12 protein-coding genes and 1 pseudogene are annotated in these 12,126 nt (G+C 63.4%); 8 read left to right on the forward strand and 5 right to left on the reverse strand.

The features are described from left to right. The coding region (gene wrbA / locus VMR39_RS17495; protein ID WP_325417416.1) for an NAD(P)H:quinone oxidoreductase at positions 1 to 390 on the forward strand (390 nt) is incomplete at its 5' end. Between the two features lie 123 nt (positions 391 to 513). Here wrbA and VMR39_RS17500 read toward each other — a convergent pair. Beyond that, the gene (locus VMR39_RS17500; RefSeq protein ID WP_198162892.1) at positions 514 to 720 is read right to left on the reverse strand and encodes a hypothetical protein; all 207 of its coding nucleotides are present in this window, start codon (positions 718 to 720) and stop codon (positions 514 to 516) included. 148 nt (positions 721 to 868) lie between these two features. Here VMR39_RS17500 and VMR39_RS17505 point away from each other — a divergent pair, with 148 nt between their 5' ends. Next, positions 869 to 1,324, forward strand: a complete 456-nt coding sequence (locus tag VMR39_RS17505; protein WP_325417419.1) for a carboxymuconolactone decarboxylase family protein — start codon at positions 869 to 871, stop codon at positions 1,322 to 1,324. Then, positions 1,324 to 2,184: a sigma-70 family RNA polymerase sigma factor gene (locus VMR39_RS17510; protein ID WP_325417421.1), complete on the forward strand. Its 861-nt coding sequence runs from the start codon at positions 1,324 to 1,326 to the stop codon at positions 2,182 to 2,184. The genes VMR39_RS17505 and VMR39_RS17510 overlap by 1 nt, the downstream gene beginning before the upstream one ends. A 53-nt stretch (positions 2,185 to 2,237) precedes the next feature. Here the strand turns inward: VMR39_RS17510 and VMR39_RS17515 are convergent, their stop codons facing one another. Beyond that, positions 2,238 to 3,188 (reverse strand): acyltransferase family protein, encoded by a 951-nt coding sequence (locus tag VMR39_RS17515; protein ID WP_325417423.1) that lies wholly within the window; start codon positions 3,186 to 3,188, stop codon positions 2,238 to 2,240. A gap of 72 nt (positions 3,189 to 3,260) precedes the next feature. On the opposite strand from VMR39_RS17515, the gene VMR39_RS17520 reads away from it, so the two are divergent. The 5 genes from VMR39_RS17520 (at position 3,261) to VMR39_RS17540 (ending at position 7,663) form a co-directional block, all read left to right on the forward strand. After that, complete coding sequence (locus tag VMR39_RS17520; protein ID WP_325417425.1) at positions 3,261 to 3,938, forward strand: RNA pseudouridine synthase; 678 nt, start codon at positions 3,261 to 3,263, stop codon at positions 3,936 to 3,938. Beyond that, positions 3,925 to 4,329: an alternative ribosome rescue aminoacyl-tRNA hydrolase ArfB gene (arfB, locus tag VMR39_RS17525; RefSeq protein WP_325417427.1), complete on the forward strand. Its 405-nt coding sequence runs from the start codon at positions 3,925 to 3,927 to the stop codon at positions 4,327 to 4,329. The genes VMR39_RS17520 and arfB overlap by 14 nt, the downstream gene beginning before the upstream one ends. A 97-nt stretch (positions 4,330 to 4,426) precedes the next feature. After that, the gene (locus VMR39_RS17530) at positions 4,427 to 5,989 is read left to right on the forward strand and encodes a glycosyltransferase family 39 protein (RefSeq protein ID WP_325417429.1); all 1,563 of its coding nucleotides are present in this window, start codon (positions 4,427 to 4,429) and stop codon (positions 5,987 to 5,989) included. Then, a complete protein-coding gene (locus VMR39_RS17535; RefSeq protein WP_325417430.1) occupies positions 5,982 to 6,467 on the forward strand; it encodes a GAF domain-containing protein in 486 nt (161 codons plus the stop codon). Before VMR39_RS17530 ends, VMR39_RS17535 begins: the two co-directional genes overlap by 8 nt. A 170-nt stretch (positions 6,468 to 6,637) precedes the next feature. Then, positions 6,638 to 7,663, forward strand: coding sequence for an RcnB family protein (locus tag VMR39_RS17540; RefSeq protein ID WP_325417432.1), 1,026 nt, complete (start codon positions 6,638 to 6,640; stop codon positions 7,661 to 7,663). Between the two features lie 38 nt (positions 7,664 to 7,701). Here the strand turns inward: VMR39_RS17540 and VMR39_RS17545 are convergent, their stop codons facing one another. The 3 genes and pseudogenes from VMR39_RS17545 to VMR39_RS17555 all read right to left on the reverse strand — a co-directional run. Beyond that, entirely contained in the window at positions 7,702 to 10,218 is a 2,517-nt protein-coding gene (locus VMR39_RS17545) for a sensor domain-containing protein (RefSeq protein WP_325417434.1), read from the reverse strand. Between the two features lie 115 nt (positions 10,219 to 10,333). After that, a complete protein-coding gene (locus tag VMR39_RS17550) occupies positions 10,334 to 11,152 on the reverse strand; it encodes an arginyltransferase (protein WP_325417436.1) in 819 nt (272 codons plus the stop codon). A gap of 114 nt (positions 11,153 to 11,266) precedes the next feature. Next, positions 11,267 to 12,004: pseudogene (locus VMR39_RS17555) on the reverse strand (pyridoxal-phosphate dependent enzyme); the annotation flags it as partial. Positions 12,005 to 12,126: the final 122 nt, after the last annotated feature.

The raw sequence follows: 12,126 nt of genomic DNA on the forward strand, positions 1-12,126 counted from the left end.
CGCTCTTGTCCGGACCGGCCGCTGGACGCGCGGCAGGCGGCATCACGGCCGCAGGCTTGTCGGCCACGGGCTTGTCGGCCACGGGCACGCGGTGCGCTCAACGGCAAGGTCGGCGGCGCCTTCACCTCGACCGCATCGCAGCATGGCGGTCAGGAAGTCACGCTTTTCTCGATCATTACCAACCTGCTGCATTTCGGCATGACCATCGTCGGCCTGGACTATGGCTTTGCCGGCCAGATGGGCGTGGACAAGGTGCGGGGCGGTTCGCCCTATGGCGCCACCACGCTCGCCGACAGCGACGGTAGCCGCCAGCCGGGCGAAGAGGAACTGGACGGCGCCCGCTATCAGGGCCGCCGCATCGCCGAAACCGCGATCAAGCTGCACGGATGATCGCTGAGCGCGACGTCTGAAATGTGAGCAGCATGAAGACGACCTTCGGGTCGCATGAAGGTTGAACACATGCTGCGGGGCCGGTGTATCGGGACTATGCGCCGGCCCCAAAATATTTTGCGTTTATCCCGGCGTCTTGGGCGTGACCCAGACTTCCACCGGAGTGATGAACTTGCCCGGTGCGGGCTTGCCGACAACGACGCGGTCGGCGGTCACCAACTCGCCATTTTCAAGGTTGAACGATACCCATGGCTTGGGCATCCGTTCGAACTTCATTTTCTGGATGGGCTGGCCCGTGGCCGTGTTCATGATGGTGGTGATGACTGACATAGGGCGCGCCCGCTAGCGGCCAACGGAGCCTTCTGTCCAGAGCCTCAAACGCGTTTTTGTTCTTGCAGCCAAAAATAATTCGCCACCCATGTCACATCCGGCACGGCCGTCTCGTCATGTCTGCAATACCAACCCAAGGAGTTGCATCATGATCGACAAGATCAATCCCTACGCCGCCGCGCCGCAACTGATGAAAAGCTGGACCGCGCTGTCCACGGCGATTGCCGACAGCCTGGAGCCCAGCCTGATCGAACTGGTGAAGATCCGTTCGTCGCAGATCAATGGCTGCGCCAACTGCATCAACATGCACACTTATGAAGCGCGCGCGAAGGGCGAGACGGAACAGCGCATCTACCTGCTGTCCGCGTGGCGCGAGGCTCCCTGCTATACCGATCGCGAGCGCGCGGCGCTGGCCTGGACCGAGGCGCTGACGGAAATTGCCAAGGACCACAACCATGAAGCCGCGAAGGAAGCCCTGAACTGGGAATTCACCGAGGAGGAGCAGGTGAAGCTGACGCTGATGATCAACATCATCAACGGCTGGAACCGCATCGCGGTAGGCTTCAACCTCTGGTACGACATGCCGATGAAGGCAGCGGCCTGATGGAGCGGGGGACGCAGATGGACGCGGTGGCGAGCTTTGACCCGCTGCGTTCCCGCCTGATCCGCGTCGCGTACCGCATGCTCGGATCGGTCGCCGATGCCGAGGATGTTGTGCAGGAAGCCTTCATCCGCTGGATGGGCACGGATCGTAGCGACGTGCGTGAGCCGGAAGCCTTTCTTCGCCGCACGGTGACGCGGCTCTGCCTCGACCAGCTTAAGTCGGCACGCGTGCAGAGGGAGACCTATATCGGTCCGTGGCTGCCAGAACCGGTGGTGGAGGAAGAGGATGAAGAGGATGACGTCGCCCTGCCGCTGATGCTTGCCCTTGAACGGCTGTCTCCGCTGGAGCGCGCCGCCTTCTTGTTGCATGACGTGTTCGGCCTGGGCTTCGAGGAAGTCGCCGCGACGGTGGGACGCGATCCCGCCACCTGCCGCCAGCTAGCCGCGCGCGCCCGCACCCATGTGCGCGACGCCCGGCCGCGCTACAGGCTGGAGAAGGCACGCGGCATGGAGATCGCTTCCGCCTTCTTCGCAGCCTCGCGCAGTGGGGACATGACCGCGCTGGGCGCGATGCTCGCGGCCGATGTCAGCTTCCACAGCGACGGTGGGGGCAAGCGACCTGCGGCAGTACGGCCAGCGATCGGCTTCGGCCAGGTCATGCAGGTCCACAAGGCGCTGGCGATATTGTTCGGCAAATATGGGTCGACGCTGCTGCGCACCTGCATCATCAACGGACTGCCCGGCTTCGTCACCCGCGAAGCCGATGGCGAGGTGCAGACGACCGCGCTCGACATCGAGGATGGCAAGGTCACGGCCATCTACATCATGCGCAACCCCGACAAGCTGCGCCACCTGCATTGAGGAACCGGTGGCTGGTTATCGCCGCTCTCCATCCATTCCCGCCAACCCTTTGACTAAAGAAAGACACGCCGCAAGGGCGTTACCCGGATCAGGTGGAAGGCGAGGAACGGCAGCAGCAGCGCCAGCGAGAGCAGCGCCGCCTTCCCCATATAGGGCGTCAGATAATGGATGATCGCGACATGGAGATACATGATCACCAGCGATGCCCGTCCGATCGCCGCCACCGGCGCGGCCAGGGGAACGATCAGGGCTGACAGGCGGAAGATCAGGAGCGAGGTCGCCACCGCCGCGCCGATCGATAGCAGCGGCCACCCATAATGCGCAGCCTTCATGTTGAGCGTGGGAAGGCCCCCTGACAGCCCCAGCAGCGCGAGCGCGCCGAGCGGCAGAATCATGGCATTGTGCCATTTCATGCGCGGCCAGATCGCTCCGACCCAGAGCAGCACGAACGCCATCGGAACGCTGAGCAGACCCAGCGGCGACGCCTCCGTCCAACAGCCGAGCGCATAAGCGAGGAGCAGCATCGGAAACAGGACAGCAGGCCATCGCCGGTCGAACGGATCCGGCCAGCGGTTGAGCGCGAGGTTGAACAATATCCGCGCCATCATCAGGCAAGGCACGAACCAGAAGATGGTGAACGGCCCGCGCAGCCAGAAACCGCCAAGCAGAATCGGCACCATATCCTCCGGCCACTGATGGAAGATCGGCAGATGCCCCTTCGCCCGCTCGATGATCTGGTCGGCGACGATCAGCAGGATCAGGAAAGCAGCATAAGGCCGCATCTGGCTGACAAGCTGACGCCGACTGAAGGCGCCCATGGGATGCGGCCGCGACAACAGCCCCGACAACAGGAAGAAGAGCGACATGTGGAAACTGTACATGGCGTCGCGCAGCGGCCCGCGCGTCCAGACATGGCCGACCACGACGGCGATGATACCGATCCCGCGCGCCACATCGACCCAGTCGAGCCGATATTGCGCCTGTGGTTGCCCCCTTTTATCCATCGCCGCCAAGCCCTATAGGATGCGGCGCGCGCGTCAATCGCCCCCAATTTTACTTCGATCGGATTTCTCCACTTGGCCCTGCTTACCGACCATGTCCTGTTCCTCGATGGCGAGGCGCTGATCCTCGACAAGCCCGCCGGCCTGCCGGTGGACGCGCCGCGCGACGGGTCGATCGCGCTGGAAAATCATCTCGCCTCGCTGACCTTCGGTTTCCAGCGCTGGCCGCTGCCGGTTCACCGGCTGGACCGCGACACCAGCGGTTGCCTGCTGCTGGCGCGCAACCCCAAGGCGCACAAGCGGTTCGCCGCCGCGTTCGAGGCGGGAACGGTCACGAAGCGCTATGTCGCCGTGCTGGAAGGCGTGCCGGCCGAGGATGAGGGCACGATCGAACTGTCGCTCAAGAAGGTCAGTACCGCCGCTCAGGGATGGCGGATGATCGCGGCCAAGGCGGGCAAGCCCGCCGTGACGCACTGGCGCAAGCTGGCGGTGAAGGACGGCCGCGCGCTGATCGCCTTCACCCCGGAAACCGGCCGCACCCACCAGATCCGCGTCCATGCCCAGCATGGCCTGGGATTCGGCATCGTCGGCGACCCGGTCTATGGCAATGGTGAGGGTGCGATGCTGCTGCACAGCCGCTTCCTGAGCGTACCGCGCGGCGACAAGCCCCCGGCGGAAGCGACCGCGCCCCTGCCCGCCACTTTCGTCGCGGCCGGTTTTGGGCTTGAGATACTGGACGATGCCGGAATTTGAGATTCCCGATGACGCGCTGGAGGAGCGCTTCATCACCGGCGGCGGACCAGGCGGCCAGAATGTGAACAAGGTGGCGACTGCGGTGCAACTGCGCGTCAACCTGTTCCGGCTCGGCCTGCCGGTCCATGCCTATCGCAAGATCAAGGAACTGGCCGGATCGCGCCTGACTTCCGCCAACGAGATCGTGATCCAGGCCAACCGCTTCCGCACGCAAGAGGCAAATCGCCAGGATGCGCGTGATCGCCTCATGGAGATGATCGTCAAGGCGCATGAACGCGACGCACGGCGCATCGCCACCAAGCCGGGCAAGGCCGCCAAGGCCCGCCGCGTCGAGGCGAAGAAGGCCCGCAGTTCGGTGAAGCAGGGTCGCGGCAAGGTACGGTACGATTGACCGGCAAAACAGGGTAAAGCCTTTATTAGCTTTCCCTGGCTAGAAGCGACGCAGCGTCTGGCTGGGGGCAGTTTGAATGGGACAGGATGGCAGCGGCGTGGCTAACGCTCTGGATAGCGGAATCACGGCTCCGACATCATCCGAGATTTCATCAGGCGCCCTGTCGACCATCTGGCTTCCGTTGTGCTGGGTGGCACTTGCCGTCGGTATCGCCTGCCGCCTCTTTTCGGGCCTCGATGCCCCGCTCTGGTTTGACGAGACTTTCTCGGCCGCGATCGCGACACAGCAGAGCGTTGCCCGGCTCGTCGCCTGGATGCTGACCGAATTAAGCGGCCCCACCTATTACACGTTGCTGTGGCTATGGGAGAAGATCGCTGGCGATGGCAATCTCGCGCTGCGCCTGCCCAGCCTGATTCTGTCGATCGCGACGCCACTGGTAATCATCTGGCGCGGTCATCCCGACCGGCAGGTGAGAATGCTTTGGGGCGCGCTCACAGCCCTGTCGATCATAGGCTTCGATACCGCTACCCAGGCGCGTCCCTACGCACTGCTGTTCCTGTTCGCCACCCTGCAGGCGATCGCCTTCCTCCGCCTGATCGACAATCCCCGCATAAGTCGCGCATTTCTATGGACCGGCATTTCGGCATTGATGGTGCTGACCCATTATCATTCTGCCGTGATCTGCGGATTGCAGGGCATCGCCTATCTCGCAATCTGGCGCGCACAAGCTGTTCGCGCATGGCCGGCGTTGCTGCCCCTCCTGCCCATGGCCATGTGGATGGCCTGGCACCTGCCCTTCATGCTCGGTTATGCTGGCGGCGATGCCGTCTGGTATGACAAGCTGAAGCCGGACTCGCTTTGGCTGATTCCATCGCTATTGACCGGATTGGCATGGCCCGGCGTCATGCTGTTGAGCGGAATGCTGCCGAGTCTCTGCCATGACGCAGCCACAGCGGCACGGGGAAAGGCGCGTTGGCCATATACCCCGGCCGAAACAGCGCTGGCCGGCAGCGGAATGCTTGCAATCCTGCTGGTCATGGGGGTCGGCTTCATCACACCCTCTTTCACTAGTCGCTACCTGCTGCCCTACGCTCCGGCGATGCTGGCGGGGGTCGCGTTCTGGATTCGTCGAATGGACCGGCTCGGACCGCTGATCGCGGCGGCATTGCTCTGCGTGATGATCAGTTCGGCCGCAGCGCAACTTGCAGGCTATATCCGCAATCCCAAAGCGGATTTCCGTTATGCCTTCAATTTCGAACAGCCATCCGAATGGATTGCTGCCCAAGGCGCAGATCGCGTCTTCATGCTTTGGGACAGTCCCACGGCGGCGCTGGATGACCCCGACGGCCATCTCGCGTCGGTCGGCGGTTTCTTCTTTCGCCGGGCCGGGTCCGCTATCAGCGTGGCGGTGCCCGCATGGCAGCGAACGGGCGATCCGAACAGACTGCTCCTCGACCTTGCCAACAAGGCGCCGGGTTCGGCCATTCTCTGGGCCTATGACGCCTCTCGTGGACCCGTCCACCGCTGGCGCATTCCGACGATCGATCCCCGGTGGCAGTGCCGCGATTTCGGCATTTACCCCATCACCGTCCTCGCCTGTGTCAGACGCTCTACCTCTGGTCAGAGCCACATCGACGGCCTACATCGGGGCCATGTATGACTTTGCTCCCAAGACCGACGCCGACAAGGCGACCCTTTATGCCGACCTGTTGTCCGCCGCCGATGCGTTGACGCGCGATGAAGCCGATGGCGTCGCCAACATGGCGAACCTGTCGGCCCTGATCTGGCAGTATCTCCCCGATCTTAACTGGGCCGGTTTCTATCGTATATTGAACGGCGAACTGGTGCTTGGCCCATTCCAGGGCAAGGTCGCCTGCATCCGTATCCCGCTGGGCCGCGGCGTATGCGGAACGGCAGCTCAGACGGCCGAGACGCAGCTTGTGCCCGACGTCCATGCCTTCCCCGGCCATATCGCCTGCGACGCAGCAAGCGCGTCCGAAATCGTCGTGCCGCTGGTCCTCGACGGCCGGGTCATCGGCGTGCTCGACCTCGACAGCCCCTATGCCGCGCGCTTCGATGCGGAAGATGCAAAGGGCCTGGAGGCAATCGCTACGCTAGTTGCCAGCCGGATCGCCTGATCCCCGTCAACCACCCTGTTGCCGATATCTTGACCGCCACCCGCCCCGTTTCGGGACAGGCCAGGGTGGCTGGACGCGTGGATGCAGGTGGATCATCATGCTAAACAGAGTGTTAAGCATGATGATCGCGCCCGTACGTCGAGCGCGCTAAGGCAACAGGGAGACATGATATGCGGATGCCGACTCTGGCCTTGATCGGCGCCAGCCTCATGATGGCTGGCGCGGCTGCACCGGTTCTGGCCGGCGGCCGGCCCGCCGTGCAGGCGCCACGTCCCGGCACGGGCTGGAACGGCGCGCATCGCTGGGGTCCGCGCCATCAGGGTCGCTGGTATGCCGGCTGGCGCGCACCAGGCGGCTGGGCCGCCTATCGACGTCCCGTCTATGGCTATGTCCTGCCGCGCTACTGGGTCAGCCCCAGCTATTATATCGCCAATTATGGCGCCTACGGCCTGCCCGCGCCGGCTTATGGCTATGGCTGGTCGCGCTATTATGACGATGCGGTCATGACCGACCGCTATGGGCGGGTGTACGATCATCGCAGCAATGTCGACTGGGGTCGCTATGAAGGCGGCTACGGTCTAGATGGAGACTATGACGATCGCTACGGCGTGTCCCGCCGCGACGATGGCGTCGGCGGCGCGGCGATCGGTGCGGTCGTGGGCGGCGTGGCGGGCAATCGCATCGCCGGACGCGGCAACCGGACTGCGGGCACGCTGATCGGTGCCGGTGTCGGCGCGGTCGCCGGCATGGCGATCGATAAGGCCGAGGATGCCCCGCGCCATGCCCCGCCACCACGACGTCGTCCCGGCGTGGGCTATGATGACGGCTACGGGTATGACGACGATGTTGTAACCAGCAATAACGAATATGACGGACGCTGGACCGGCACCTGGACCACCGACGATGGCCGCCAGGTGAGCGGCACTTATGAAGGTCGGTTCGAAGGCGATGTGCGGGGCGCCGGCGTGGACTATGACGCACCGCCCTACGGTGGCCCGCATTGGGGCCACGGTCCCGCGCCGATGCCAGGCCCGGCGGGCGGCTATATTTCGGGTGGCTACTACTATCCAGCCCCGACCGTGACCACCGTGACCGTCCAGCCCGCCATTACCACGACGACCACGACCTATGTGACCGAGAAGGTCGCCTATCGGAAGCCCGCGCGACGGACGCGCCCGGCCTGCCGCTGCAAATAACCGGGGGCTGAAGCCCTGAATGAAGAGCGCTCAGGCCTTCAGCGTTTCGGCGCAATTGAGGAAAAGGGCTGCGGCCGGCCAAGGTGAAAGCCTTGCCCGATGACGCAGCCCCGATTGAGCAGCAGTTGCGCCTGCTCCTCGGTTTCCACACCTTCGGCAACCACCTCCATGCCGAAGCTGATACCCAGCCGGACGATGGCGTCTACGATGGCCGCGTCCCCATCGTCCTCAACGATATTGCTGACAAAACTGCGGTCAATCTTCAGCACGTCCACAGGATAATATTTCAGGTGGCTGAGCGAGGCATAGCCAGTGCCGAAATCGTCCAGCGCCACACGCACGCCTGCCAGCGAAAACTGACGCAAGGCGCTTGCCACCTGATCCGCGCCGCGACCGAGGAAGACCGTTTCCGTCACCTCGATTTCGATATGGCCGGCCGGAATGCCGAAGCGACAAAGCTGCTCCAGCACGCCATCGGCAAAGCCTGCCTGCGTAAAATCGGCTGCCGACGCATTGATCGCGACACGCCCCGGATCATGGCCGGCGGCAAGCAAATTGCGGATATCGCTCAAAACCGCATCCAGCATCCGCTGCGTCAGTGCCACCGCGATCTCACCATGGTCGAAGGCAGCCGCGATGCTGCCGGGCAGTTGCACGCCCATGCGCGGATGACGCCAGCGAAGCAACGCTTCATAACCCAGTACCTTGCGGCTCCGCAGGTCCACCTTGGGTTGATAATAGGGCATCACCTGTTCGTCGGCGATCACCTGCCGCGCCATGCGGATCATGGAACTGCGCTGCTGGGCTTCAGCGCGCAGGTTCGAACGGAACAGGGTCAGCCGTCCGCGTCCGGCGGCTTTCGACGCATAAAGCGCCAGATCGGCGGCCTTGAGCAGTTCATCCGCCTGATCCGCGTCCCGCCCGAACAGGGCAGCACCCACGCTGACGCCGCAGTCCAGCGAGCGCCCCTGGTGCAGATGGGGCTTGCGCAATTGTTCGGCCAGTTCGCTCCCCCAACGTTCAAGCGCCAGGCCGTCGTTCAGCGACGGCGCAATCAGGCCGAACTCATCCCCACCCAGGCGGCCGATCACGGCGTCGGGCGGCGCGACCGCCGCCAGCCTGGCAGCGAAGGCACAAAGCAACGCATCGCCCGCGTCATGACCAAGCGAATCATTCGTGCGCTTGAGATCGTCGATATCCAGCAGCAGCATCCCGAAGCAGGCGCGCTGCTCGATCGCATCGACTGCCATTTCCTCCAGCCGTGCCTGCCATAGGGCACGGTTGGGCAGCAGCGTCATCGGATCATGTGTCGCCACCCAGCGAATACGTTCCTCGGCATCGTGTTCCTCGGTGACGTCAAGGAAGGTGACGATGATCCGCTGCGGCCGTCCCGCTTCATAGCGGGTGCTCCAGCCGGTACTCTTGATCCAGCGCAAAACGCCATCATTCGCGCGATGAATACGCAGCGTCGCCTCGAAATGAGGCGGTATCGTACCGGCTGCCACAGCATCCAGCATGGCGCGCAATTGATCGCGATCTTCCGGATGCACAAGAGACAGCGCGAGGCTGTTGGTAGCGATGACATCGCTCGCGACGCCAAGCATGGCGCATAGTTCGGGTGACCAGTTGCGCGTCCCGACCGTTGCATCGAAATCCCAGATGCCGAGCCGTGCGGACTGAACCGCAAGGCGGAACCGCTCTTCGCTGTCGGCCAGATCGCGCTTGGCCAGCAACCGATCATGCACGTCTTCCAGCGTGCCATACCAGCGAACGATCCTGCCCGTTGGATCACGGCGCGCTGACGCCCGCGCACGCATCCAGCGGAAGCCTCCATCGCGGAGGCGGATACGATAGTCCACGTCGATCGGCTCGCCGCTTGCCAGATGCGCCCGCCAAAGCGGCCCCACTCTTTCGACATCCGCTTCGTGCAGCACTTCGAGCCAGCCGTTCCCGAGCGCATCACCGGCCTTCATGCCGGTCAGATCCTCGAAGCGCGGGCCAACCTCCTCGATGCTGCCGTCTGGTGCCGCCGTCCAGGGAACCTGCGGGCTGAGATCGACCGACCAGCGATAATGTTCGCGACTCTCCGTCAGCGCGGATTCGAGCGATTTCGCCTCGGCCTCATAGACGTCATGAATATCCTCGACCGTGCCGAAGAAGAAGGGTCGACCGTCTGAGGCCTGCGTCCGGCTGATACGCACCCGGCACCAACGCCGCGTCCCATCCATGCACCGAAGGCGTACCGAAAGCGGCCATGGCTCGTCCTGACAGCTCGTATATAGAATCTGGCGCAGATCGGCGCGATCCAACGTCGCGAGCCAGCCGAAGGCCAACGGCCTTCCTGCGAATCGCGCCGGCGGGCGATTGGATTCGGCACGCCATGCCAGCATGCGACCGCGATGATCGGTTATCCACCGAAACTGGGGTGGAGCCAGCCGATCGAACAGCCGCGATGACAAGAGATTGTTTCGGAACGAAAATAAGTCACGCGAGGCCGGATCCTGCCCAGGGATCAGCCACGCTTCGTCAAAACGGCGATCAGCGAAGCGGTCCACCGCCCCGATCCGATGAAACTGTCTCGATCATGCCCATAAGGAACCAGCTATCGGAAAAAGTTAAAGAAGTTGGTCCATGTCGCGCCAATATTGCGACATTTGGAAATATGCAGACTTATTTCCGCAAAATTGCGGCCAATTCCACCGGCAAAGGCGGTTCGTTACGTCGGGGCGCATCGCGCAAGACCTGATCCTGCTCGTCCGGATCGAAACGTACCCAACCATTACGGCCGAGCTTTTCGAGCGGGCGATAGCGCACCTTATACTGCATCCGCGCCGATCCGTTCACCCAATATCCCAAATATACATAGGGCAGGCCGGCGCGCGCGGCGCGCAGGATATGGTCCATGATGATATAGTTGCCCAGCCCCTGGCGGTGCGGCAATTCGGTGTCGAAGAAGCTGTAGATCATCGACAGGCCATCGCCCTGCCGGTCGGTCAGGCAGGCGCCCACCAGCTTGCCCTGGCGTCCATCGGCGCCCGGTTCGCGATATTCGATGACATGGCTGTCGACCGGGGTCTGTTCGACCATGTCGGCAAAGTCCATCTCGTCCATCTCGGTCATGCCGCCGCCGGGATGGCGGGCGTTGAGATAACGCTGGAGCAGCGCGAACTGCTCTTCGGTGGACCAGGGTTTGCACGCCGTGGCGATCAGGTCGTTATTGCGGCGGATCAGCTTGCGCTGAGTCGCGTTGGGCTCAAATTCATTGGCCACGACGCGGACGGAAACGCAGGCAGTGCAATCGGCGCAGCTCGGCCGATAGGCGACATTCTGGCTGCGACGGAACCCGATCCGGCCCAGGGCGTCGTTGAGTTCGGACGCATTCTCTCCGCTCAGTTCGGTGAACACCTTCCGCTCACTCTTGCCGGGCAGATAAGGGCAAGGGCTGGGATTGGTCACAAAGAAGCGCGGGAATCGAAAGGCCGCCGTCATGCTGCCCTCCCATTTCCGACACGGAATCCTTGCTGGTTCATGAATGGACTATGCCGCCCCACTGCCCGCCTGAAAAGGGCATTTACTACGAATATTCGGGAGCGGCACGTCCCATTATGCGACCTCGATCGGCGCGACCTCATAGCCCGCCTCGCGGAGCGCCGTGATCAGTCGTTCCAGATGCGCGCCATCCCGCGTCTCGCACTCGACATCGAGACTCAGCCCCTTGGCCGGCAGGTTGGTGAAGATGCGCTGGTGCGACAGTTCGAGGATGTTGACCGCTTCCTGGTCGAATATGCGGGCGACATGGAACAGAGCGCCGGGACGATCCTGAAGGATGATGCGCAGGCGTGCGAGTCGCCCCGATCGAGCCAGATCGCGCAGCAGCACGTTCGCCAGCAGACGCGTGTCGATATTGCCGCCGGTCAGGATCAGGCCGACATTACGGCCGGCAAACTGCTCCCGATGGCTGAGCAGTGCGGCGAGGCCGGCGGCGCCTGCTCCCTCGACCACCGTCTTCTCGATCTGGAGCAGCAGGCTCACCGCCTCTTCCAGGCGGCGTTCGTTGACCAGCACGACATCGTCAGCCAGCCGCTCGACGAAGCGACGCGTGAGTTCGCCCGGCTGCTTGACGGCAATACCCTCCGCCAGCGTATCGCCATCGCAGGGCAGATCCGCACCCTTGATGAAGTCATACATGGACGGATAGAGTTCGGCCTGGACACCGATGAGCCGGATATCGGGCTTCATCGCCCGCGCCGCCGTCGCCATGCCGGAAAACAGGCCGCCACCGCCGATCGGGATCACCAGCGTGTCGATTTCCGGGGCGTCCTCCAGCATTTCGAGCGCGAGCTGGCGAGGGAGGTGGTCAATGCTGGCTAAGCGTCGACTCCAGGCCCTCGGCAGGCTGAAGGCCGGGGCCATGAACAAGACCGAGGCGTCCTACGAGTCGCTGTTGAAGCAGCGGCTGATGG

This window comes from Sphingobium sp. (genome assembly GCF_035511395.1).
Lineage (GTDB): Bacteria > Pseudomonadota > Alphaproteobacteria > Sphingomonadales > Sphingomonadaceae > Sphingobium.

Excerpts from the sequence above, each read along its gene's own strand:
- VMR39_RS17500 (WP_198162892.1), bottom strand. The coding sequence starts at position 720 with ATGTCAGTCATCACCACCATCATGAACACGGCCACGGGCCAGCCCATC.
- VMR39_RS17505 (WP_325417419.1), top strand. The coding sequence starts at position 869 with ATGATCGACAAGATCAATCCCTACGCCGCCGCGCCGCAACTGATGAAA.
- VMR39_RS17510 (WP_325417421.1), top strand. The coding sequence starts at position 1,324 with ATGGAGCGGGGGACGCAGATGGACGCGGTGGCGAGCTTTGACCCGCTG.
- VMR39_RS17515 (WP_325417423.1), bottom strand. The coding sequence starts at position 3,188 with ATGGATAAAAGGGGGCAACCACAGGCGCAATATCGGCTCGACTGGGTC.
- arfB (WP_325417427.1), top strand. The coding sequence starts at position 3,925 with ATGCCGGAATTTGAGATTCCCGATGACGCGCTGGAGGAGCGCTTCATC.
- VMR39_RS17535 (WP_325417430.1), top strand. The coding sequence starts at position 5,982 with ATGTATGACTTTGCTCCCAAGACCGACGCCGACAAGGCGACCCTTTAT.
- VMR39_RS17540 (WP_325417432.1), top strand. The coding sequence starts at position 6,638 with ATGCGGATGCCGACTCTGGCCTTGATCGGCGCCAGCCTCATGATGGCT.
- VMR39_RS17550 (WP_325417436.1), bottom strand. The coding sequence starts at position 11,152 with ATGACGGCGGCCTTTCGATTCCCGCGCTTCTTTGTGACCAATCCCAGC.